A 22,169-nucleotide genomic window follows, 5' to 3' on the forward strand; every position below is an offset into this window, starting at 1 on the left:
CTCACACGTTCAAAAACTTCAGCGCGTCAGCTTCGATCGAGTTTGTGCGGTTGGTCCAGCCTTTGCCGAATTTCGGGAAATGGGGCAGGCTCTGATAGTAGTTCAGCCGCAGTTCGCTAAAGCGTCGAATGATATGGGCGGGATCCACGGCCTTGACTGCGGCAAGCGTTATTGGGCCAACTTGGCCATCCTGTGCCACACCTACGATTCGCTGCAAGAGTTTGCCGGATCGGCTTGTTCCCGCATTCACGCCGAAGTCGAACGCAACCAGATCAACGCCCGCCGGAAGATCGTCGCAACTGAGTGCGTTCCAGTAGTTTGCCCGGTATATTTGTTTGGCTTCTTCGACGCTGAGATCCTTTACGTCTTTCTTGGTAATCGGTGCCTTCCGCCAGGATTTCAAAGTATCGAAGGTAATGCCCATGTTCGTGGCGCCGCCGGGGTCGTCCGGATCATCGACATAGCCGCCTTCTTTGCTGAGGATGATATCCACGCAGCGGGGAAAATTGTTTTCATTGGCAAACTTCTTCTCTTCCTGCGGCGCAATCACGGTTGGAACTGCCGCGGGCTGATTTGACTTGACCGTATTGACCAGCATCCGGGTGCGCTGTTCTTCTGCTTCGAACTGCTGAGCCTGGGCCTTGAAGTTGTTGATGTCCTTCTGCTTGGACCCTTGCGACGACCCCAGCCAGAAACTGACAACCGTGGCAAAAGCAGCGGTGAGCGCGCCGATCACAATGTTGATTATCTGAAACAGGCGTTCCCCGAATGGGTTATCGGGCCCGCTACTGAACGCTGGCAGGTTCTTTCCCATCAGCAAAAGTCCAAGCACGACAAAGAAGCCCAGAATTATGACGATGGAAATTATGGGTTGCGCCCAGGCCAGCTTGCTTCCGGTTTCTGCAAGTTGGGCGAACCGCCCGCGCGCGTCCTGCGTATCTGCGATTTCCTCTTTGAACACGTTAAATTGCTGCTGCTGATCTTCTTTGTTTGCATCAAGCTTGGCTTGCATAACGCTCAGCGCATGAGTCTGGTTCTTCTCCAGTTGCGCAAGCTCGAAAGCGCGTTGCTCAGCTTCTTCTTTTGCCGCGATCTCGGCAAGCTTCATCCGCAGGTCTGCAGCAATTTGCGGATCCTTGGCCAGAATGTCCGCAACTTCTTCCGGGTCTTCTTTCTTTGTGGTTTCCTTGACTGCACTGATTACTGCGTCTGACACGGTATCAACTGACTGCCTGTGCTTCGCACTCAGCACAGATTTCAGGATTTCGGGCAGGATGTTGGACGCTAAAACGATTAAAGGGCTCATACCAAAACTTCCCCCAAAGTATGTGAATAAACTTATAAAAGGGAACTATAACACAACCGCGCGAAAAAGTCGCTTTCCAGCGCATGTTTACCCCGAATGCGCAGGTCCCAGACAATCTGCGGGGCTGGTCGCCTACCGGCTTCAAGTTGCAAACCCGCGTGGTTCAGGCGGCCTTGCCCAAAACCAACGTGTGGCTTTGGGCATGGACCAGATTATGCAGATTTAGGCCACGACGGTTTCCGATTTTGCCTCTTCCCGCTTAAAGAAAAGCAGGTAGAACACCGGCGCGGCGACCATGGTCAGGACGGTGGCAAAGGCCAAACCGCCCATGATCGTCACCGCCATCGACACAAAGAACGCATCCGTCAGCAGCGGCGCCATGCCCAGAATGGTGGTGACCGCCGCCAGCATCACGGGGCGCAAACGGGATACCGACGCATCAACGATAGACTCGCGTAGGGGTTTGCCCGTGGCGCGGACAAGGTCAATCTCTTCCACCAAAACAATGCCGTTCTTGATCAGCATGCCCGACAGGCTGAGCAGGCCAAGAAGTGCGGTAAACGTAAAGGGCAAGCCGGTTCCCAACAGGCCAATCACCACGCCATTCACCGACATCGGCACCAGCAGCCAGATGATGATCGGCTGGCGGATTGCGTTGAACAGCAGGACCGAGATCAGCACCATGATCAGCAGGCTCAGCGGCAATTGCTTGCCCAGGCTTTCCTGCGCATCGCGTGAGTTTTCAAACTCCCCGCCCCATTCCATCTTGTATCCGGGGGGCAGCTCGATAGCCTCGATGGCGTCGCGGATTTCGGCATGGACCTGCGCGGCCGTCAGGTCGGGTGGGATGTCCGCGCCGACTGTGATGGTCAGAACCCGGTCACGACGATGCACCAGTGTATTGAGCGATTTGTACTCGAAGCCGTCGACCATCTGTTCGATGGGCACAAACTTCTCGGACTGATCCGAATACACCACCTGATCGACGATTGAATAATCCCCATCCGCCGGTCGGCGCAGGATGATCGGGATCAAACGGTCTCGTTCACGCAACACACCACCCGTGATGCCGTCGGTCGAGAATTGCAGCGTGGCGGCGATATCTTCGCGCGTGACACCTGCGGTCTGCGCCCGTTCCGTGGCATAGATCGGCTGCACCGCCAACTCTTGTTCACGCCAGTCGTGGTGAACAAGCAACGCGTTGGGCGACGCCGCTGCCATACGCTGAACCGCCTCGTCGGCAAGCTGACGCAAAACAACCGGGTCACTGCCCGAGAACCGGGCCTGAATAGGGTCTCCACCACCGGGGCCAAAGACCAGACGCTTTGTGCCGAACTCACCTTCGGGGAACTGAACAGACCCGAACGCTTCCAGATCCGCTTGCAATGCCGGGATGTCATTCAGGCTTTCGGTGCGAATGATCATATGCCCATAACTCGGGTTCGGTTTCTCCGCCGAATAGGTCAGCATGAAACGTGTGGCTCCCTGCCCAACGAAAGTTGTGACGGAAACCACGTCTTCGCGTTCAGCCAACCATTCTTCGAACACCGCCATATCCTTTGCCGTACGCGCAATCGGTGTGCCCTGAGGCAGCTTGTAATGGACAAAGAACAAAGGCGTGTTCGAGTTGGGAAAGAACTGCTGTTTCATCAGCCCAAACCCGGCGTAACACACCACCGTTACTCCAATGAGACCTGCGACAACCAGCCAGCGGAAGCGCAGCGCAAATCGTAGGATCGCGCCGTAGACGCGGAACAGAATGCCTCCGTAAGCATCAATTTCACCTTCTTTGCCTTGCTTGAAGAAGTAGTGCCCAAGCAAAGGTGTCACGGTGATAGCCAGTATCCAGCTAAGCAGCAGCGAAATGCCGATCACCGCAAACAGCGAGAACAGAAATTCACCCGTTGCATCCGGGCTGAGGCCGATCCCTGCAAAGGCCATGATACCGATTACGGTGGCCCCCAGCAGCGGGATCTGGGTTTTCGATGCAACATCTTCGGCAGCATCGCGCGAGGATTTACCGCGCAACATCGCGATTTGCATCCCTTCAGCCACCACGATGGCGTTGTCCACCAGCATCCCCATGGCGATTATCAAGGCCCCAAGCGAAATGCGCTCCATCTCGATCGAGAAAAGCGACATGAACAAGAGCGTACCCACCACGGTCAGTAAAAGGGTTGAGCCCACAACAATGGCCGCACGCCATCCCATGAAGATACCCAGCACGGCAACCACTATGGCCACCGACATGGCAAGGTTCACAAGGAAATCGTTCGAGGCCTGCTCGACCACAACGTGTTGCTGGTAGATCGGCAGGATATCGACACCGAAGGGGATATTGGTGTTCAGGTCGGCGAATTTGGCATCGACCCGCTTGCCAACTTCGACGATGTTTTCCGTTGAAAGCCCGGCGATGCCAAGGGTAAAGGCTTCGGTCCCGTTATAGCGGATCATGATATCGGGATCGTTTTGGCGGGCACGATACACGTCGGACATATCAAAGAGGTTGATCACCTGCCCCTGTGAGCCAACCGACAAACCGGCGATGGCCGACACGCTGTCGGACCCTTCAGCCGTCAAAATAGGTGTCCGACCGTTTTCCGAACGCAGGGAACCCGAAGAATTTACTGAATCCGCATTGGCAATGGCCTCGTTGATCGCTTGAAGCGGGACGTTCTGGTTTACCGAGATCGCCAGATCAGGTTCCACAAAAATCGCTTCGTTGGGCAGGCCCTGTACTTCAACATCCGCCACACCTTCCACGGCCAACAATTCTCGCCGCAGGAACGTGGCCAGATCATGCTTTTCGGCGTCCGAGAAGCCCTCTGCAGTGACGGCATAGAAAAGGCCAAAAACATCGCCAAATCCGTCATTTACAAAAGGCTGGCCAACGCCAGACGGCAAACTTCGGGCGGCGTCGCGCACCTTGGCCCGCAAGCGGGTCCAGATGTCTGGTAGTTCGGAGCCGTCATATGTTGACTTGATCTCAACCTCGATCAGCGATTGCCCGGGTTGGTTGACCGAGGTGATAACGTCCACTTCACCCATTTGCTGAATGGCGGATTCAAGCGGTTCCGAGACCTCCAGCGCCACCTGTTCCGCTGTGGCACCGGGGTATTGCGTGGCTATAACAGCGTTTTTGATCGTGAAGGCCGGGTCTTCCAACCGGCCCAGCGACAGAAAACCCCAAATGCCACCAAAGAGGGCTATGAGTATGATCAGCCATGTGTAAAGCGGCCGATCGATCGAGGCACGAGCGATGTTCATCTGTCAGCACCTCAGTTCGCGAAACCAGTGAACCGGCGCACGGCCTGACCGTCTGTCAGTACAGCGCCGCCAGCCACGACCACTTCGTCACCATCGGACAAGCCCGTTAGCACCCGAACATCGCCAGTTTGCGTGGGTTCAATGGTCACAAGAACGCGACGAACGGTGCCTTCGTCGGCGCCGGCCGGGGAAAACACCATAACGCTCAGCTCACCCGTCGCATCAGCGACTATTGCTGTCGCCGGCACGATGATGCCTGTACGCTCGTCCTGAACCTGTACGTTGACAGTGACCGACGAGCCAGGGAGGATTTGCAGCCCCTCGGGCGGGGTCAAACCAAACTGGATGCGGAAAGTTTGTCCAACGCTTGAGGTTTCAGCGTCGAATTCACGAATTTCCAGTGGGAAAACCTCGTCACTAACAGGGAATCTGGCGGTGATCGTGATATCGTCGTTCTGGCCTGAGCGCTGGAATAGAATTTCAGGAACATCCACCTCGATCCGTAGTTCGGACATGTCATGGATACGGACAATGGGGGTGCCTGCAGAGACGGTGGTGTAAGCCTCGACCGCACGGCTTGAAACCAGCGCGTCAAAGGGCGCGGTTAGTGTCGCGTGCTCAAGATCGTATTCCGCGTCGCGCAAAGTGATTGCGGCTAGTTGCGCTTCGGTTTCGGCGTCATCCACAGTCACTTGGCTGGCGGTTGTCCCCCGAAGGCGCGACAGGCGCGCGACGGTGCGGTCGGCCTGTTCCTTTTGCAGCCGGGCCCGGTTGAGGCGCAGCTCAAATGGCTCCTGATCCAGTCGCGCGATCAGGCCATCCTTGGGGATCACAAAACCTTCGTTGATGGGCATCTCGACGATCTGGCCTGCCACCTGAAAGGCCAGATCAACAGTCTGACGCGCAGCGACGCGGCCAAAGAATTGGCGGGTGAACCCAGGAGCCGTTTCGCGCACCTCAATAAGTTTCACCGGTTTCGGGGTGTCTTGAGCGGCAATTGGGCTTGCCAGAACAGCCAGTGCAAGGCCGATAGAGGTCAGGAGTTTCATTTCTTCAATCCCTCGGGAATTCCCGTTTTCAACACGTTGTCACGGATTTTGCGCGCCAGTCGCGCGAATTCGGCTGTTTCTTCTTTGTCCAGACCAGAGGCTCTGTGAAAAAGATCTCCGGCCTCGGCCACCAGCATGTTGCGGGCCTCTTCACCTTGCTCGGTCAACACCAGCAACCACGCCCGGCGGTCTTCGGGGTCACGTTTGCGCGTCAGATAACCTGCTTTTTCAAGGGAATCCGCAGTGGCCGTGATCGTTGACGGCACACTCAGCATGTCTGCGGCCAGCACCCCCATGCGCTTTGGCTGATCCAGCTTGATCAGCATGTGGCATTCGGGATGGCTTAGGTCCGTTTCGATACAGTCAAATGTCTCTTCCAGTTTCCAATACAAAGCATACACCCCCATGATCGCCTGGATCTCGGGGCTGAGACGGCCAAGTCTGGTGCTGATATCGTCTGTCATTAGGAATCTCCGCGCGCGTTACGGGGCGATATACTTCAATTTATGAACTATTCAAGATATGAAGCGGCTCTTCCCCGTGCATTCCCTTGGGTCAACATACCTTGATCAAATGACACCATGACTGCATTTTGGGCAGATCCGAAACATTCAGGGCCCGCCATGTATACCCCCGCCATCACCGGTACCGGTGTCTTCACGCCAGAAAACATCATCACCAACGCCGAGCTTGTCGAAGCATTCAACGCTTATGCCGACAAACAGAACGCGAAGAACGCCGAGGCCATCGCAGCAGGTCAGATCGAGCCGATGCAGCATTCGTCTGAGGAGTTCATCGTAAAGGCCTCGGGGATCGAGAACCGCTATGTGATGGACAAGGCCGGGGTGTTGGACCCCGATATAATGCACCCGTCGCTGCGTCAGCGCAGTGATGACGAGCCCGGGATCATGACCGAGATGGCGATCGATGCCTGCAACAAGGCGCTGGCGCAGGCGGGGCGCACGGCGGCGGATGTTGATCTGGTGATCTGCGCGGCTTCGAACCATGAGCGTGCCTATCCTGCGATTGCAATCGAGATCCAGCAAGAGATGGGCATCGACGGATTTGGCTTTGACATGAACGTTGCCTGCTCCTCGGCCACTTTTGGCATACAGGCGGCGGCGGACATGGTGAGGTCTGGATCGGTGCGAGCGGCGCTGGTGGTCAACCCCGAGATCTGCTCGGGTCATCTGGAATGGAGGGACCGCGATTGCCACTTCATCTTTGGCGACGTGGCGACGGCAACCCTGATCGAACGGATAGAAGAGGCGCAAGGCCCACATTTCGAAATCCTCTCGACCCGTTGCGCCACAGCGTTTTCCAATAATATCCGCAACAACAACGGCTTCCTGCGCCGCTCACGCCCGGATGGTCTGATCGACCGGCGCGACATGCAATTCATGCAGAACGGGCGAAAAGTGTTCAAAGAAGTTCTGCCGATGGTCAGCAAGCACATCAGTGACCACATGGAAGCGGAAGGGATCGAAAACACCGACCTGAAACGCCTTTGGTTGCATCAGGCCAACAAGACCATGAACGATTTCATTGGCAAGAAGGTTTTGGGCCGCACGCCCGAGACCGGTGAGCAACCAAACATCCTTCAGGATTACGCCAACACCTCATCCGCCGGGTCGATCATCGCGTTCTCAAAATATTCCGATGACCTGCAAGAAGGTGACCTAGGTCTGATCTGTTCTTTTGGAGCCGGGTATTCGGTTGGATCGGTCATCGTGAAGCGCCACGCCTGACCAGCACCTATTTTTCGGCAGTTACTTTGAAAATTCGGAACGCGTCGCTGGGCGCGCCCGGAATGCTGCTGAGGTAGTTCGGGACCTCGCCTTCAACCAGCCTGGTTTGCAAACCCTTGCTGCCCGACGCCCAGGCCCAGAACTCAGCCCGGGGCGCGGAAGCACAAAGCATAATGTAGTCGACGCCCAGCGCGCCCAATCGCGGCGCGATTTCAGACGCATTGGATCGGAACAGGTCGATCTGCGCCAGAATCCCTGCCTGATTCCGGTGATAATTTCCGCCCAGAACCGAATGATCCGTGTAGCGCAGAACATGCGCAGCAAAGTCGAAATCAACAAGAATCATGCCGCTGGGCAGATCTTGCAGGGCGGCGTAGGCTTGCGGTGCGCGACAAGACGCACCTGTATCAGATGTGTCCTGCCCTACGGCTGCGGCCGTGGCCGAATAAGCGGGCCCGGAAAGCGACCCGATCTGCCTTTCCAGACTGATACCCGCCTTGGGTGAGGCACAGATTACAAATGCCACCATTGCCAACCCTGTGATCACTCGGCGATCCTGCGCATAAGAACAATAAAGCACGCGAAGAATCTGCGCCTGAACCGCCACAAGCGAAACACTGAGGAAGGTCATCATTCGTGTCTGATAAAGGAAGACGAAGAACCCTACCGCAATCAAAACCAGAAACAAGGTATAGTCCAACCCAGCACGTGATTTGACGGCGAAAGCAAGTGCTGCACCCATCGTAAGCATAGACATGGCCATCAGAGCCAGGGCTTCACCCCTGTGCCGCTCTAACACAACCGAGATATTCTGGGCTTCGGCCACCTGGCTCAGCCAGTAGTCCCGCATGTCCTGAGGCAACGCGTCAATTGGATTGCTGAGGCAATGGGGCGCAAAGGCAAAGGCAACGGCCAGCGTCATGATGCCAACACCAAGACAGGCCCCGAACCGGCCCGGCATTGACCAGCCAGAGCCGATCCAGGCCGCAGCCAAAAGCCCAAGAGCAGCAGCAGTTGCAGGTAAGGCAACACTGAGGGTCAGAGCGTCGCAGCTTGGGTAAAGAAACCCGTCGCGCCCGGTCGTCGCCAGGCTGGTCAACGCAAGAGTAAAGACCAAGGCAACACCGAAGATTATGGTGCGGTGGCGCGCGGAAGCACCGTTGCAAATCCAGTCGATGGCGCAAAACACCGCGATCAGGGCGATCTGAAGAATCGACTCGGTTCCAACGGACACTGAAAGGGCTAGGCAGACACCCAGCATCCAGGCGGCATAGCGCCTTTCTTTGCGTAAGACAAAAAACGCTAGTGCCGCAGCAAAGAGAAGAATTTGTAGGTTGTGGTGATCGAACGAGAAATAGTCGAACTTCCGCGAATGTTCGAGCGTCAGCACTCCGATAACCAAGGCCGAGATTGCGCCCTCGCGCCGCCCTAGCACTCCGCCAGTGACCGCGAAGGCCCACAGGGTCAGGGCAGCCAACGAGGCGGGCCAGACAAATGCCGTGATCTGCAAGGCGGTTTCAGCTGGCAGGACCGCACGAAGCGCGACGTATAGCCCGGCAATCGGGGCATCGACCAGGCGGGACCAATGCATCAAGGTACCCTCGTCGGGACCCAGGCGATGCTGATACGTGTCGAACCAGCCTTGTCCGGCCAGCAAATCTCGCACACCGACCAAGCGCATCACATCATCAGACCCTTCGTAATAGCCGCTGAGCGTCATCAGGATCGCAAGTGCCGCACAGGCGCATAGAAAACCCCAACGAACCACCGGGTCCGTATGACTCCTGTAACGCTGTTGCGATGGGTGCATGCTTTTGGGTCCTCAACGGAATTGTCTGCGCGGTGAGCCTATCGCACGGACGTGACTTTATTGAGGCAGGCGGCGCGATCTGGAACCTTGCTCTGACCGCTGATCTGTGTCGCGCCACACAAACGACCCGACCGGCGAAAATTAGCTGGAATTGGCCACGACGACAGCGGAAAAGTGACTTAACTGACGCTTTCTTCTTCCAGGTGAAGCTTCATCTCGATCAGGACCTGTTGCAACAAACTGGTTTCTTTCAACAGCCGCTTGGCCTCGTTAACGGTAATGATACCGTCTTCTATGGCCGCCTGATATTCAGTCATCAGCATCGCAAACCGCTGGCTGAGCGCGATCACGTCCGAGTTTACACCACCAGTGCGCGGTTCTTCCGAATTGCGGTCGGTATAAGACAAGGTGATGTTCTTCAGATCCGCCAAGGCCGACGTGACATGCGGATAAGTTGCCGCGTTTTCAAGACGGGCTACGGCGTCCACAGGCATGAACCTGTCTGCGTGTTCGGCATTGTCGGAATAGTACCGGCCCAATGTGGCTTTGGATTTCCCCGTAATTTCACATGCGGCTTCGATTCCGACGTCTTTGACCAATGCTTCTGTATGCTTTTTCAGATAGGCCCCAATATCTGCCATTGTTTTACCTTTGTTAACTGCAATCGCCTGCCCGGTGTCCAAACGGGGGAAAGCGCCGGGAAATTTCCCATAACAGATTCATAATTGAAATGTCATACATTGGCTATCCCTCAGATATGCGAGGGATTTCGTGAGTGAGTGGCGGCAGTTCATGCCGGTAATGAGTGATTGCGAGGTGGTATTGTTTGGGCCTCGCTCCGTTTTGGCCACATGTTGGCCGACGGCGTCGCTGTTGCAGATGTGGGGGTTCCATCCCCTAGAGCGTAGCTCGGCCCCTGCAAAAGCAACGGCGACGTCGCTTCCGTAAAAAGCGATTGCCGTCTTGTTCATAATCTCCAAGCGTTTTAGACCCCGGTCATGGCAAAGCTGTATTTCAACTATTCGACCATGAACGCGGGTAAATCGACCGTGTTGTTACAAGCCTCGCACAACTATCGCGAGCGTGGAATGCAGACCTATCTGATGACCGCCGCCATTGATGGGCGCGCAGGCACCGGGCGGATTGCATCGCGCATCGGTATTTCTGAACAGGCTGATATGTTCCGGCCCGATGACGATGTGTTTGCCATGATCGAAAACCGCCTGAACCAGGGCCGGGTTGCTTGCGTTTTCATCGACGAAGCTCAGTTTTTGTCGGATGATCAGGTCTGGCAATTGGCGCGTGCCGTGGATGATCTGGATGTACCGGTATTGGCCTACGGGCTGCGGGTGGATTTTCGTGGCAAACTTTTTCCCGGATCTGCCGCTCTGCTGGCCCTAGCCGACGAAATGCGCGAGGTGCGCACCATCTGCAAATGCGGCCGCAAAGCCACAATGGTGATTCGTCAGGACGAAAACGGCAATGCCATTACCGAAGGTGCCCAGGTGCAGATCGGCGGGAACGAAACCTATGTCTCGCTCTGCCGTAAACATTGGCGCGAGGCCGTGGGCGACTAAACCGGGTTGGGCAGTGCCCTGCCCGCCACATGAGCCGCCACGTTATCAAGCGCCATATGGCCCATGCTGCTGCGCACTTCTTCGGTTGCTGTGCCGAGATGAGGCAGCAGGGTGACATTCTCCATATTGCAGAGGGCCTGAGGTACTTTGGGTTCGAACTCGTAAACGTCCAGCCCGGCTCCTGCGATCTGACCTGATTGAAGCGCCGAGATCAGGGCCGCTTCGTCCACGACCTCGCCCCGCGCAATGTTGACCAGAATAGCTCCAGAGTTCATCGCCTTAAGAACTTGCGCATTTATCAAATGGCGAGTTTCCGCGCCGCCGGGAACCGCGAGCACGAGGAAATCGATGGAAGCCGCCAGTTTGTGCAGGTCAGGTGAGAACTCTGCCGGGAAGTCCAGATCTTTGACGCTGCGGGACTGATAGGCCACCTGCATGCCAAAGCCGAAATGACAACGACGCGCGATGGCTTGCCCGATGCGGCCCATACCAACGATACCAACACGCTTACCAGTGACGTGCTGCCCCAACATCTGCGTCGGGTGCCAACCCTGCCACTGGCCCGATCGGACCAGCCGCTCGCCTTCGCCTGCGCGACGCGCCGTGGTCAGCAGCAGGGTCATAGCGATATCTGCGGTTGCATCGGTGACCGCGCCAGGCGTGTTGGTCACCTCAATCCCTGCCGCGCGTGCAGCCTCGACGTCGATATGATTGTAACCAACGCCGAAATTGGCCAGTAGCTTGCAGCGCACTGTACCAGCATCTGCAAAGACTTGAGCCGAGAACAAATCGCCCAGCGTTGGCACAACGACGTCGAATTCCGTCAAAGCAGACAACATTTCCCGCTGCGACATGGGCAGAGTGTTTTCACGTATCTCCACGTCGAACTCGGTACGGGCGCGGGCCTCGACCGCCGGTGTCATTGGGCGCGTGATCAGCAGTTTCATCAGTGCATCCGTCCGCCAGTTGGAACTTTGCCATCCGGTCCGATCAGAACGATCTCGCCGTTTTCATCAGGCAGGCCCAGCACCAGAACTTCAGACATGAACTTACCGATCTGGCGCGGCGGGAAATTGACAACCGCCATGACCTGCTTGCCCACCAGAGCCGACGGATCGTAATGCGCCGTGATCTGAGCCGAGGTTTTGCGCTCGCCAATTTCCTCACCGAAGTCGATCCACATCTTGATCGCGGGCTTGCGGGCCTCGGGATAGGGTTCGGCGCGGATCACCTCGCCCACACGGATGTCGACCTTGAGAAAGTCGTCGAATGAAATCTCACTCACGTGACAGCTCCTTGGATCGGTCGGTTGCCGCCTTTACGGCGCGGTGCAGCAGATCGGGGAATCCCTGCTCATCATGCATCAAAACTTCAAGCGCGGCCTGCGTGGTACCGTTTGGAGAGGTCACGTTGATGCGCAGTTGCGTTGGGTCATCCTCGGCGACCTTGGCCAATGCACCGGCCCCCGCCACCGTGGACTTTGCCAGTTTCATTGCCAGTTCCGCAGGCAAGCCCTGCGCCTGTCCGGCGGCGGCTAGCGTTTCAATCAGGTGGAAAACATAGGCCGGGCCAGAGCCGCTGAGGCCGGTCACGGCGTCCATCTGCGCCTCATTGTCCAGACGAACGGTCTCACCCACCGCCGACAGCAGGTTTTCAGCCAATGTCAGATCATCACCAGAAGCGTGGTTGTTGCCGATCAGTGCCGTGATACCCTGGCGGATCGCTGCAGGCGTGTTGGGCATCGCGCGAATGATGGGCGTGTCGCTGCCCAGAACGGATTCAAATGTGGCAATCGATGTGCCTGCGGCTACCGAAACAAACAGGCTTTTACCACCGCCCAGCGCCTGAATGGCTGGCAAAGCTTCACCCATCATTTGGGGTTTAACGGCGACAAGTACCACGGCGGGCGCTTCGGGCAGTGGGGTGTTGATGTTGACGCCTTGCGCTTTCAACCAGTCTGACGGGTACGGATCGATCACCCAAACGGACGCTGGCGGAAGGCCGTGTTCCAGCCATCCCGCCAGCATTGCGGACCCCATCTTTCCGCACCCCAGAAGCACAAGCCCCTGTTCGGCCACACGCGTAATGTCCATTTGCCCCTCCCGCGTTACATATCGGTTTGGGGCAAAGCTTTACGCCCGGCCGTAAGCCTCTGCAATGGCCACTTGCATGGCTTCTTCTGGCTCTCGATTACCCCAGGTCACCAGTTGGATCGCCGGATAATACCGCTCGGCGCTCATGACGGCGGCGGTGATCATCGTGTTGATCTGATCCGCGCTGGCTGTCTGTCCCCCTGCAAGAACCAGACCATAGCGGTAGACCATCAGCTTCTGGTTTGCCCAATAGGTAAAGGCACCTGCCCAGCACTGGTCATTCATCTTGTTGAGCAACTCATAGAGCTGCATTTCACGCTCTGTCGGCGGCTCCATCTCAAAAGAGCACACCATGCGCAGCGTTTCGTCATAGTTGGACCAGGCCAGAGTGATCGAATAGGTCCGCCACTGTCCTTCGACAGCCATGGCGATCTGATCGTCTCCTATACGATCAAAATCCCAGTCATGGTGTTCCGCCAGGTGTTCAACAATGTCGATCGGATGAATGTCTTCTTCGAGATACTGCTCGGAAAGGGCCATAATGCCACCTCACTAATCTCTAGCAATTTGGGGCTGGCAGCGCCCCAGCGCTAGTTGCCTGCTCTACAAGCCGGGCTTCCCCCGTGGGCCTGTACTAAATATGGTGCGATGTGGCGTGAGTTCTGGCAACCCTATTTCTTGGGGATAACAGCAATAAGTTGTGGACAGTCGGCAACGGCGATCAAAATATTGGCGCTCGCACCAGCTTTGTCTTGATTAAATTCTGCGATGCGTCAAAATACACATCACCGCACAATCCGGGCTGGATTGCGCGGCTTTAAGCTTTGCCCTGATAATTTGGAAACGGGAAACGTCGGGGCGTTATTTGTCCAGTTTCGCCTCAAGCGCTGCGATGCGGGCCTCAAGCGCTGCGTTTTCTTCGCGCGCTTTCTGGGCCATGGCGCGGACAGCGTCGAATTCTTCGCGGGTGACGAAATCGCGGTCGGCCAGCCAGCGGTCGATCATCGACTTCATCGCGTTCTCGGCCTCTTCCCGCGCGCCTTGCGCCACGCCCATGGCGTTAGTCATCAGTTGGGACACGTCGTCCAGGATCTTGTTGCGGGTCTGCATGTGTACACTCCGGTCTCACGGTTTACCTGTATATGGGCAAAGAATGGCGCAGGCTCAAGGTTGACTTGCCCTGCAAACCCCGGGCAATGAGACGCACATGCAGGCTGTTCTGAATTTCCCCGATCTGTCGCCCGAATTGTTCTTGATCTCACTGTTCGGGATGGAGTTCGCGTTAAGGTGGTATGCGCTGGCCTATATTGCCGGAATTCTGATCGCCTGGCGACTTGCCGTTGTGGCGCTGCGGCGTCCTGCCCTATGGCCCGCGGATACCCCTCCGATGAAACCGGATCAGCTGGAGGATCTGGTCACCTGGATCATTCTGGGCGTGATTCTGGGTGGCAGGCTTGGCTTTGTGCTGTTTTATCAGCCGGCCTATTACTTATCGAACCCTTTAGAGATTCTGAAAGTCTGGCAAGGCGGCATGGCCTTTCATGGCGGCCTGCTGGGCGTTATCCTCGCGTCCTACATGTTTGCCCGCCGACATCAGATCCCCACCCTGTCACTGGGCGATCTGGTCGCCTACACCGTTCCGCCCGGCCTGCTATTGGGGCGGCTGGCCAACTTCGTCAATGCGGAACTGTGGGGCCGACCAAGTGAGCTACCTTGGGCCGTGATTTTCCCCGGCTTCGCCGCACAGGATTGCCCCGGCGTGGTTGCGGGAATGTGCGCAAGGCACCCGTCACAACTGTATGAAGCCGCGCTTGAAGGCGTGTTGTTGGGCGCATTGCTGCTGTGGCTGGTCTATCGCAGAGGGGCCTTTAAAAAACCGGGCATGATCATGGGCCTGTTTCTGGCGGGATATGGCGCGTCGCGTTTTATTGTCGAGTTCTTCCGTCAACCGGATGCTCAGTTCGTGTCACCCGGCAACCCGCTGGGGCTGGCCTGGCATGTGGGCGGCTATGGCCTGACCATGGGTCAAATCCTGTCATTGCCGATGATCGCGATTGGCCTTTGGTTTGCGCTGCGCGCGCGGCGGGCGGCATGACCCTAACCGATCATCTGGTCGCCCGCATCCGGCAGGATGGGCCGATGAGCGTGGCAGACTACATGGCCGAATGCCTGTTGCACCCCACGCTGGGCTACTACACAACCCGCGATCCACTCGGGACCAAGGGGGATTTCACCACCGCGCCCGAGATCAGCCAGATGTTTGGAGAACTGATCGGCCTGTCCTTGGCGCAATGCTGGATGGATCAGGGAAAGCCTACGCCGTTTACCTTGTGCGAGCTGGGTCCGGGGCGCGGCACACTTATGGCCGACATTCTACGCGCGACGCGGGGTGTACCCGGGTTCCACGATGCCGCAAGAGTGACACTGGTCGAGGTCTCACCGGCGTTGAAACAGGTGCAGGCCGAGACCCTGAAGGATTACGCGCCGACCTGGATAGACAGCGTCGCAGACCTGCCGGACCAGCCTCTGTTCTTGGTGGCAAACGAATTCTTTGATGCCCTGCCTATTCGTCAGTTTCTGCGTGATGGCGACGGGTGGAGTGAACGCTTGGTGGGTGAGCGGGACAGCGCGCTACTGTTTGGGCGGGGCCCAATCGGACCGCAAGCAGCGTTGAAGGACAGGCTTGCGGACACTAAAGACGGTGATCTGATCGAGCTATGTGCGGCAGCGATTCCCATTTTGACCGTGATTGCTGGCCGGATCGCCAGCCATGGTGGTGCGGCTCTGATCGTCGATTATGGCGACTGGCATTCGCTGGGCGACACGTTGCAGGCCCTGCAAAACCACGAACGCACTGAACCTCTGGCGGCACCGGGTCAGGCCGATCTGACTGCACATGTGGATTTTGAGCCTTTGGCCGAAACAACTCGTGCCTGTGGGTGTCGCCATACACGCGTGACACCTCAGGGCGTGTTTCTGGAGCGGCTTGGCATCACAGCGCGCGCGCAGGCACTGTCCAAGGCGCTGAGCGGTTCTGAGCTGGATGTATTGATTGCCGCGCATCGCCGGTTGACGCACCCGGATGAAATGGGAAATCTGTTCAAAGTGATGGGCCTTTTCCCGGCCTATGCCGCCCCACCGCCAGGATTAGAACCATGACATTGGAAATTCTAACCTCAGACTTGCTGTCGCCTTTGCGCCACGGGTTCTTCACCCGTCGCGGCGGGGCCTCGTCCGGGATATTTGACGGGCTGAATTGCGGCTACGGCTCATCCGATCAATCCGAGGTCGTGGCGCTGAACCGCAAGCGGGTGGCTGACGCAATGGATGTCGCACCCGAAGCCATGATCGGGGTGCATCAGGTCCATTCGCCCGAGGTTCTGACCGTAGACGGCCCGATTATCGGCGACAGACCAAAAGCCGATGCCATCGTCACTGCAACCCCTGGTCTTGCCCTGACGATTCTGACGGCGGATTGTCAGCCCGTCTTGTTTGCCGACCCGGATGCGAATGTAATCGGTGCAGCCCATGCGGGCTGGCGCGGGGCGTTGGACGGTGTACTGGAGGCTACGCTGGCCGCCATGGAGGCTTTAGGGGCCAAACGCAACAACGTCAGAGCCGTGATCGGCCCGAGTATTTCGCAACGCGCTTATGAAGTGGGCCCCGAGTTTCTGGACGCTTTCATAGCGGAATCCCCCGATAACGCCCGGTTCTTTGCCAATGGCCAGGATGACCGGCTGCAATTCGACTTGCCCGCCTTTGGCCTGAACCGCTTGCGGTCGGCTGGCGTTGGGCAGGCGGAGTGGACACGGCATTGCACATATTCGGACTCTGACCGGTTCTATTCCTATCGTCGCGCGACACATGCGAAAGAGGCCGATTACGGCCGGCTTATCTCGGTCATAAAACTGTGATTCAGCCCCAGATTTAGACACCCCGCCTCTTTTCCGCCACATTTGTTGTGTTTACCGGACCCAAGAATCGTAACGAGTTTTGCCAGCCATCAGATGGCTATCTGACGCTCCTTTTTTGAGCGCTGGCGTGTTGAGTGAAAGGACTGTGCATCTTTATCTCTTGTCTGCAAAACATCCCGGATAAGCCTTATCCCTGCCGCAAATCGGCGTCACAAAAGGTTCATGAAGGATGCGGGAATGACCTTCCCGAGCAATGCAGGACCAGAATTATGAAATCCAAATCCCGCTTTCTCAAAGCCATGGTCGCCGCCACTCGGGACCAGAAGCTGGAAATGCCATGGAAACGGGTATCAAGCCATTCTGCCAGAGTTGCCAGCCGCATTGCGGTTCGGCGCTGAAGCAGGATCACCCCAAGACCAAGCTGCCGGTCTGAAGACGGGGTAAGCGCGCAGCGGGCATGCTCCGGCCCGATGTTGCGTAAGTCGTAGGTAAAAATTTACGACTTTTTTCAGGAGTTTGTGTGTGTGCGGGCAATTTTCGCCCGTGAAGTACGAGTTTGTCTGGGGGGTCAATGTGTTGACCATTGGAACGCGAGATTTAGTCGCCATGCGGGGCCAGAACGGTCCTCGTCCAACGGTCTTCCATTCGTTTCAAGACAAAGAACCTGTTCGTCAGGTGGGCCTGTACGGGGGTACGCCAGGCCTGTTCGGACATTTGAGGGGACGGAATATTTATGACTATTCCTAATTCATTGGCCCGAGCGGCCAGAAATGCCATCGAAACGTCGGCTATGCTGCGGGAAGCACCGCGACCGGTCGCAAAACCCAAGGCGCAATTGCGCCGCTACGAAGTCAGCAGCCTGCTGCCAAACGGCGACGTGGCTCAGACCCGTCACATCGCGCCCGCTCTGCCGATGTTCGAAGACGCCTTTTGCGCTTTTTCGCGTGGGTCGTTGGTTGAAACGGAACACGGGCCAATGGCGATCGAGGACCTGATGCCGGGGGACACGGTTCTGACGCAAGATGGCAGCTCGCAAACGGTGCTATGGAAAGGGTCAGTCACTCTGATCCCTGGGCGCGAAGATTCTCGCGGGCGCACACGCCCGTTAACGCGGATCATGGCAGATACATTCGGAATGCAAAAACCGATGTCAGGTGTAATCGCCGGACCCGCAGCGCGAATCGTGGGCGCTCCGGCGCATTTGCGGCACCTGCACGGCGGGGAACCGATTCTCACGCCAGTTTCTGAATTTCAGGACGGGATGGGTGTAATTGAAACAATGCCTCCAACGCCTGTCGAACTGTTTCACATTTGCCTGAAACGGCATTCCGTTATTCGTGTAGATGGTTTACAGTTCGAAACATATCACCCAGGTGTGAACGCGGTTCGCATGATCAGCCATTCGTTGCGGTCGATTTATCTGAACCTGTTCGCTCACATCGAGTCGCTCAACGATTTCGGTCCGCTGCTGATGCCGCGCGCCGGAGATGGCGAGATCGACGCGATGTCGGCCTGAGTGTGATAATGGGTACTGCATTATGGGGGGCATCATGCAGCTGGTATTAAGTTGGGTTCTATCCCTTGCGGTGGCTGCAATGCTGCCACCAATCACCGCACAGCCTAAACGTGTGGGCGTTACGCCATCCGGTTCATGCGTTCTTCCAGAACGTCGAACGGCACGCCTGGCTCGTCTTTTGCGCCGCGGATGACAAGCGAAGTCTTGACGCTGGCCACGTTGGGCGTGGTCAGCAGTTCACCGGTCAAGAATTGCTGAAAACTGCTGAGATCGGGTGCCACGCATTTCAGGATGAAGTCGACCTCGCCATTCAGCATGTGGCATTCCCGGACCAGCGGCCATTCGCGGCAGCGTTCTTCGAACGCGCGCAGCTCGGCTTCGGCCTGGCTATCCAGACCGACCATGGCGAAGACTTGCACCTCAAAGCCCAACTCACGTGAATTGACGTCGGCGTGATACCCGGTGATATAGCCGGATTCCTCAAGTGTGCGCACCCGACGCAGACACGGCGGCGCCGAAATGCCGACCCGTTTGGCCAGTTCAACGTTAGTCATGCGACCGTCTGCCTGCAATTCCGCCAGAATCTTGCGATCAATGTCATCCAGCCGAGTCGTGACCATAGAATGCTCCTGGTTTTTCGGTTCTTATATCAGCCCCCTAAGCGCGCGCAATAATGTTTCGCACATGCGCAATTTTCTTTGTTTTCTAATCACTCAATTGCTTAATGTGCAGCGCAGGGGATCACAATCAGGATGGGGGTTTAAGCCGGGTCAGTCGATCGCTATATCGGGGCGACGGGCTAAACGCCCAATTCAGGCAATTCGAGCGGGGATAGCATGGCCGACACACGACACACTAAGGTTCTGATCATCGGGTCAGGACCTGCAGGATACACCGCAGGGGTTTACGCCAGCCGCGCCATGCTAGAACCCATTCTAGTTCAGGGGATCGAACCTGGCGGTCAGCTGACTACAACGACGGAGGTCGAGAACTGGCCCGGCGACACCGAGGTTCAGGGCCCGGACCTGATGGTGCGCATGCAGGACCATGCAAAGGCAATGGGCTGTGAGGTGATCGGCGACATCATCAGCGATCTAGATCTCAGCCAGCGCCCGTTTACAGCCAAGGGCGACAGCGGCACGACTTACACCGCAGACGCGGTTATTCTGGCCACTGGTGCGCGTGCGAAATGGCTTGGCCTACCGTCCGAAGAGAAATTCAAAGGCTTTGGCGTCTCGGCCTGTGCCACCTGCGACGGGTTCTTCTATCGAGGACAGGAAATCGTGGTCATCGGTGGCGGCAACACTGCTGTGGAAGAAGCTCTGTTCCTGACCAACTTCGCCAGCAAGGTGACCTTGATCCACCGCCGGGATGAGTTGCGGGCCGAAAAGATCCTGCAAGACCGGCTGATGAAAAATGAAAAGATCGAACCGTTGTGGTTCCACGAATTGGACGAAGTGATCGGAACGGACGCGCCTTTGGGCGTGGAAGGCGTTCGCGTCAAGCACGTTAAAACCGGCGAGATCACGGAAATCCCTTGCAAGGGTGTTTTTGTCGCCATAGGCCACGCCCCTGCGAACGAGCTGGTCAAGGAGACGCTGGAAACCCATATGGGCGGCTATGTCGTCACCAAGCCGGGCACAACTGAAACGTCGGTTCCCGGCGTGTTTGCGGCAGGTGATCTGACAGACCATGTTTACCGTCAGGCCGTCACAAGCGCTGGCATGGGCTGTATGGCCGCACTGGATGCCGAACGTTTTCTGGCAGAAAACGAATAGTAACGATTTTTGGTCCCCGGCACGGGTCGGGGACTACGCCCCTCCGCCTTGACCCTTTCACAGTGCCGTATCAGGATTGCTGCAGAACGGGCGAAACACGGGTGAGCTTTTGAACAACGCTCTTTGGCGCGGCGGGTGGGCAACCCGACTTCGGATCGGCAGCGGCCTGATCCTGTTTGTTTTCGCGTTTTTTCACTTCATCAACATTGGCCTTGGCCTGTTTCACACCGATTATCTGCACGGAATGCAAGACGGTCGGAAAGAGGTGACGCGCCACGACGCCATGAGCGTGCTTCTCTACGCGGCGCTGTTCGTTCATGCCGGTCTTGCCCTGGTATCTATCGCGCAGCGCAGGACATTGCGCATGCCATTCAGCACAGCACTTCAGGTGGTGTTGGGCCTGCTGATCCCCTTGCAGCTGATCTCGCACATCATTCACACCCGGGTCGCGCATGAGGTTTATGACGTCAATGACGAGATGGGATACATCATCATCCTGATGTGGCCCAGCATTGCGGTCTGGATGCAAAGCGCGCTACTGCTGGTTGTCTGGGTGCATGGCTGCATCGGCCTGCACATGTGGCTGCGGTTGACAAAATGGTGGTCGCGTACCGCACCTTACCTGATCGGCGTTGCCGTCTTTGTGCCTCTGTTCGCGCTGGCTGGCCTTCTGACCGAAGGCCGTCGCATCTGGGCCGACTTCGCCGACGAGTTTCTGCGCGAGCAGTATATCGAGCACTACAACTGGCCGTCTCCCGAAGCTTTTCAAACCCTGTTCAGCGTCAAGGACAATGCCCTGATGGCCTTTTGGCTGGCACTTGGCGCAACAGGTCTGGTTTTCATCGGACGCAAACTCTGGCGACGCAGGCATTCGGTGCGCGTTTCCTATGCCCTAGGTCCGGATGTAGTCGCGGAAAAGGGAATGACGCTGCTTGAGATTTCCCAAGCCAACGGCGTGCCCCATGCGGCCCTATGCGGCGGTAAAGGACGCTGCACCACATGCCGCGTCATTGTCGAGGATGGCGGTAACGCGCTGCCGCCACCCAGCGACGTCGAGGCGCGCAGTCTGGCCGCTGTCGGCGCGTCTCCCCAGACGCGGCTGGCCTGTCAGATCCGCCCAACCGAGCCGACCACCGTCTTTCGTGTTTTCCGGCCGGATGGCGGCCGCATCCGTGGACACGCCAGCCAAGGAGAGGAACGCCAACTGGCGGTGTTGTTTCTGGATATGCGCGGCTTTACCGCCCGCACGACGGGGCAGTTGCCCTACGACATCGTGTTTCTGCTCAACCGATTCTTTGATGCGGTGGTGCCAGCCATTACAGACGAAGGCGGCATCGTGGACAAATATATGGGCGATGGTTTGTTGGCGGTTTTCGAGAAACGCGATTCTGCGGCCTCTGCTCGCGCTGGGTTAAGTGCGGCGATAGCGATCAGCCGGGCGCTGGATCTGTTCAACCAACAGCTTGAGGCTGAAGGAAGCCCCGGAATTCGCATCGGAATGGGCCTGCATCTTGGCGACCTGGTTCTTGGTGAAATCGGCGCACAAGGACATGCCGCAAAAACAATCATCGGCGATGCGGTCAATGTAGCCAGCCGCCTTGAGAGCGAAACCAAAGCTCTAGGAGTTGAACTGATGGTTTCTAACGAATTACTGCGCGCCGCAGATGTAGATGTGGCGCAAGCAGATATCCGAGCTCTCGAGCTGCGTGGCGTCTCAGCGCCGATTCCTGCTCTGCCAGTGATGCGCGCCTCGCAACTAGAGCCAAACGTACAAAAACAGGAACAGTCATACTCTGCGTGAGGGAATTAATTCCATTCCATAGAACCATGTTACACGGCGTGCTTCCATGTCAGAAATCTCTTCCAATTCGGAAAAAATCAGCGCATATCCTCCTTTGTTTCATTGACGCCGGTGGACTTTGCCTAACAGTCGGTGCAAATGCACCGAAAATGCCACTACCCACTGGCTAACCAACACTGCGATAAGAGTATTCCAATGACGATGTTAAGTAATCTGGCCCCAATCCCGGAACTTTACGTATCCTATGAGTCTGCCCAGAAACTTAAGTTCGAAGCTTCTGATCTGACCAGCCATGACCTGAGCCCGCGTC

At 57.0% G+C, this 22,169-nt stretch carries 21 protein-coding genes; 9 read left to right on the top strand and 12 right to left on the bottom strand.

Annotated features, from left to right (window positions below):
• Position 1: 1 nt before the first annotated feature.
• From GS630_RS18660 to GS630_RS18675, 4 genes are all read right to left on the bottom strand, one after another.
• Positions 2 to 1,306 carry a glycoside hydrolase family 108 protein gene (locus GS630_RS18660; protein ID WP_171238539.1) on the bottom strand — a complete coding sequence of 435 codons (1,305 nt, stop codon included), beginning with the start codon at positions 1,304 to 1,306 and terminating at the stop codon, positions 2 to 4.
• A gap of 222 nt (positions 1,307 to 1,528) precedes the next feature.
• Positions 1,529 to 4,573: an efflux RND transporter permease subunit gene (locus tag GS630_RS18665; protein WP_171235621.1), complete on the bottom strand. Its 3,045-nt coding sequence runs from the start codon at positions 4,571 to 4,573 to the stop codon at positions 1,529 to 1,531.
• A gap of 11 nt (positions 4,574 to 4,584) precedes the next feature.
• Complete coding sequence (locus tag GS630_RS18670; RefSeq protein WP_171621310.1) at positions 4,585 to 5,622, bottom strand: efflux RND transporter periplasmic adaptor subunit; 1,038 nt, start codon at positions 5,620 to 5,622, stop codon at positions 4,585 to 4,587.
• Positions 5,619 to 6,086: a MarR family winged helix-turn-helix transcriptional regulator gene (locus GS630_RS18675; protein WP_171621311.1), complete on the bottom strand. Its 468-nt coding sequence runs from the start codon at positions 6,084 to 6,086 to the stop codon at positions 5,619 to 5,621. The genes GS630_RS18670 and GS630_RS18675 overlap by 4 nt, the downstream gene beginning before the upstream one ends.
• Before the next feature lie 159 nt (positions 6,087 to 6,245).
• Between GS630_RS18675 and GS630_RS18680 the strand changes: the two genes are divergently transcribed.
• Entirely contained in the window at positions 6,246 to 7,370 is a 1,125-nt protein-coding gene (locus GS630_RS18680; protein ID WP_171238535.1) for a beta-ketoacyl-ACP synthase III, read from the top strand.
• Between the two features lie 7 nt (positions 7,371 to 7,377).
• On the opposite strand, the gene GS630_RS18685 is transcribed toward GS630_RS18680, so the two are convergent.
• Complete coding sequence (locus tag GS630_RS18685; RefSeq protein WP_171176120.1) at positions 7,378 to 9,180, bottom strand: hypothetical protein; 1,803 nt, start codon at positions 9,178 to 9,180, stop codon at positions 7,378 to 7,380.
• A gap of 179 nt (positions 9,181 to 9,359) precedes the next feature.
• On the bottom strand, positions 9,360 to 9,821 hold the full coding sequence (locus GS630_RS18690) for a hypothetical protein (RefSeq protein ID WP_171176122.1): 462 nt from the start codon (positions 9,819 to 9,821) through the stop codon (positions 9,360 to 9,362).
• A gap of 357 nt (positions 9,822 to 10,178) precedes the next feature.
• On the opposite strand from GS630_RS18690, the gene GS630_RS18695 reads away from it, so the two are divergent.
• Entirely contained in the window at positions 10,179 to 10,757 is a 579-nt protein-coding gene (locus tag GS630_RS18695; RefSeq protein ID WP_171176124.1) for a thymidine kinase, read from the top strand.
• Here the strand turns inward: GS630_RS18695 and GS630_RS18700 are convergent.
• The 5 genes from GS630_RS18700 to GS630_RS18720 all read right to left on the bottom strand — a co-directional run bounded on the left by GS630_RS18700 (position 10,754) and on the right by GS630_RS18720 (position 13,960).
• Positions 10,754 to 11,704, bottom strand: a complete 951-nt coding sequence (locus GS630_RS18700) for a D-glycerate dehydrogenase (RefSeq protein ID WP_171176126.1) — start codon at positions 11,702 to 11,704, stop codon at positions 10,754 to 10,756. The two genes, GS630_RS18695 and GS630_RS18700, sit on opposite strands and share 4 nt — an antisense overlap.
• Entirely contained in the window at positions 11,704 to 12,042 is a 339-nt protein-coding gene (locus GS630_RS18705) for a tRNA-binding protein (RefSeq protein ID WP_171176128.1), read from the bottom strand. The genes GS630_RS18700 and GS630_RS18705 overlap by 1 nt, the downstream gene beginning before the upstream one ends.
• Positions 12,035 to 12,850, bottom strand: coding sequence for a pyrroline-5-carboxylate reductase (gene proC / locus GS630_RS18710; RefSeq protein ID WP_171176130.1), 816 nt, complete (start codon positions 12,848 to 12,850; stop codon positions 12,035 to 12,037). The genes GS630_RS18705 and proC overlap by 8 nt, the downstream gene beginning before the upstream one ends.
• A 39-nt stretch (positions 12,851 to 12,889) precedes the next feature.
• Positions 12,890 to 13,390: a YbjN domain-containing protein gene (locus GS630_RS18715; RefSeq protein WP_171176132.1), complete on the bottom strand. Its 501-nt coding sequence runs from the start codon at positions 13,388 to 13,390 to the stop codon at positions 12,890 to 12,892.
• Positions 13,391 to 13,711: 321 nt separating this feature from the next.
• Positions 13,712 to 13,960 carry an accessory factor UbiK family protein gene (locus tag GS630_RS18720; protein ID WP_050604795.1) on the bottom strand — a complete coding sequence of 83 codons (249 nt, stop codon included), beginning with the start codon at positions 13,958 to 13,960 and terminating at the stop codon, positions 13,712 to 13,714.
• Positions 13,961 to 14,057: 97 nt separating this feature from the next.
• Here GS630_RS18720 and lgt point away from each other — a divergent pair, with 97 nt between their 5' ends.
• From lgt to GS630_RS18740, 5 genes are all read left to right on the top strand, one after another.
• The gene (lgt, locus tag GS630_RS18725) at positions 14,058 to 14,945 is read left to right on the top strand and encodes a prolipoprotein diacylglyceryl transferase (RefSeq protein ID WP_171238531.1); all 888 of its coding nucleotides are present in this window, start codon (positions 14,058 to 14,060) and stop codon (positions 14,943 to 14,945) included.
• Entirely contained in the window at positions 14,942 to 16,009 is a 1,068-nt protein-coding gene (locus GS630_RS18730; protein ID WP_171621313.1) for a class I SAM-dependent methyltransferase, read from the top strand. Before lgt ends, GS630_RS18730 begins: the two co-directional genes overlap by 4 nt.
• Complete coding sequence (pgeF, locus tag GS630_RS18735; protein ID WP_171176138.1) at positions 16,006 to 16,764, top strand: peptidoglycan editing factor PgeF; 759 nt, start codon at positions 16,006 to 16,008, stop codon at positions 16,762 to 16,764. The genes GS630_RS18730 and pgeF overlap by 4 nt, the downstream gene beginning before the upstream one ends.
• Before the next feature lie 269 nt (positions 16,765 to 17,033).
• Positions 17,034 to 17,162, top strand: a complete 129-nt coding sequence (locus GS630_RS22530; protein WP_256368551.1) for a hypothetical protein — start codon at positions 17,034 to 17,036, stop codon at positions 17,160 to 17,162.
• Between the two features lie 335 nt (positions 17,163 to 17,497).
• Complete coding sequence (locus tag GS630_RS18740) at positions 17,498 to 18,280, top strand: Hint domain-containing protein (RefSeq protein ID WP_171176140.1); 783 nt, start codon at positions 17,498 to 17,500, stop codon at positions 18,278 to 18,280.
• Between the two features lie 119 nt (positions 18,281 to 18,399).
• On the opposite strand, the gene GS630_RS18745 is transcribed toward GS630_RS18740, so the two are convergent.
• Entirely contained in the window at positions 18,400 to 18,900 is a 501-nt protein-coding gene (locus tag GS630_RS18745) for an Lrp/AsnC family transcriptional regulator (RefSeq protein ID WP_171176142.1), read from the bottom strand.
• A 216-nt stretch (positions 18,901 to 19,116) separates the two neighbouring features.
• Here GS630_RS18745 and trxB point away from each other — a divergent pair, with 216 nt between their 5' ends.
• Together trxB and GS630_RS18755 are read left to right on the top strand one after the other, a co-directional pair.
• The gene (trxB, locus tag GS630_RS18750) at positions 19,117 to 20,058 is read left to right on the top strand and encodes a thioredoxin-disulfide reductase (protein WP_171176144.1); all 942 of its coding nucleotides are present in this window, start codon (positions 19,117 to 19,119) and stop codon (positions 20,056 to 20,058) included.
• 109 nt (positions 20,059 to 20,167) lie between these two features.
• Positions 20,168 to 21,859, top strand: coding sequence for an adenylate/guanylate cyclase domain-containing protein (locus GS630_RS18755; protein WP_171176146.1), 1,692 nt, complete (start codon positions 20,168 to 20,170; stop codon positions 21,857 to 21,859).
• Positions 21,860 to 22,169: the final 310 nt, after the last annotated feature.

Origin of the sequence: Ruegeria sp. HKCCD7303, from assembly GCF_013111185.1 — a bacterium.
GTDB lineage: Bacteria > Pseudomonadota > Alphaproteobacteria > Rhodobacterales > Rhodobacteraceae > Ruegeria.

Bases quoted from the DNA above. Each gene is read 5' to 3' on its own strand.
- GS630_RS18660 (WP_171238539.1), bottom strand. From the start codon at position 1,306: ATGAGCCCTTTAATCGTTTTAGCGTCCAACATCCTGCCCGAAATCCTG.
- GS630_RS18665 (WP_171235621.1), bottom strand. From the start codon at position 4,573: ATGAACATCGCTCGTGCCTCGATCGATCGGCCGCTTTACACATGGCTG.
- GS630_RS18670 (WP_171621310.1), bottom strand. From the start codon at position 5,622: ATGAAACTCCTGACCTCTATCGGCCTTGCACTGGCTGTTCTGGCAAGC.
- GS630_RS18675 (WP_171621311.1), bottom strand. From the start codon at position 6,086: ATGACAGACGATATCAGCACCAGACTTGGCCGTCTCAGCCCCGAGATC.
- GS630_RS18680 (WP_171238535.1), top strand. From the start codon at position 6,246: ATGTATACCCCCGCCATCACCGGTACCGGTGTCTTCACGCCAGAAAAC.
- GS630_RS18685 (WP_171176120.1), bottom strand. From the start codon at position 9,180: ATGCACCCATCGCAACAGCGTTACAGGAGTCATACGGACCCGGTGGTT.
- GS630_RS18690 (WP_171176122.1), bottom strand. From the start codon at position 9,821: ATGGCAGATATTGGGGCCTATCTGAAAAAGCATACAGAAGCATTGGTC.
- GS630_RS18695 (WP_171176124.1), top strand. From the start codon at position 10,179: ATGGCAAAGCTGTATTTCAACTATTCGACCATGAACGCGGGTAAATCG.
- GS630_RS18700 (WP_171176126.1), bottom strand. From the start codon at position 11,704: ATGAAACTGCTGATCACGCGCCCAATGACACCGGCGGTCGAGGCCCGC.
- proC (WP_171176130.1), bottom strand. From the start codon at position 12,850: ATGGACATTACGCGTGTGGCCGAACAGGGGCTTGTGCTTCTGGGGTGC.
- GS630_RS18715 (WP_171176132.1), bottom strand. From the start codon at position 13,390: ATGGCCCTTTCCGAGCAGTATCTCGAAGAAGACATTCATCCGATCGAC.
- GS630_RS18720 (WP_050604795.1), bottom strand. From the start codon at position 13,960: ATGCAGACCCGCAACAAGATCCTGGACGACGTGTCCCAACTGATGACT.
- lgt (WP_171238531.1), top strand. From the start codon at position 14,058: ATGCAGGCTGTTCTGAATTTCCCCGATCTGTCGCCCGAATTGTTCTTG.
- GS630_RS18730 (WP_171621313.1), top strand. From the start codon at position 14,942: ATGACCCTAACCGATCATCTGGTCGCCCGCATCCGGCAGGATGGGCCG.
- pgeF (WP_171176138.1), top strand. From the start codon at position 16,006: ATGACATTGGAAATTCTAACCTCAGACTTGCTGTCGCCTTTGCGCCAC.
- GS630_RS22530 (WP_256368551.1), top strand. From the start codon at position 17,034: ATGAAATCCAAATCCCGCTTTCTCAAAGCCATGGTCGCCGCCACTCGG.
- GS630_RS18740 (WP_171176140.1), top strand. From the start codon at position 17,498: ATGACTATTCCTAATTCATTGGCCCGAGCGGCCAGAAATGCCATCGAA.
- GS630_RS18745 (WP_171176142.1), bottom strand. From the start codon at position 18,900: ATGGTCACGACTCGGCTGGATGACATTGATCGCAAGATTCTGGCGGAA.
- trxB (WP_171176144.1), top strand. From the start codon at position 19,117: ATGGCCGACACACGACACACTAAGGTTCTGATCATCGGGTCAGGACCT.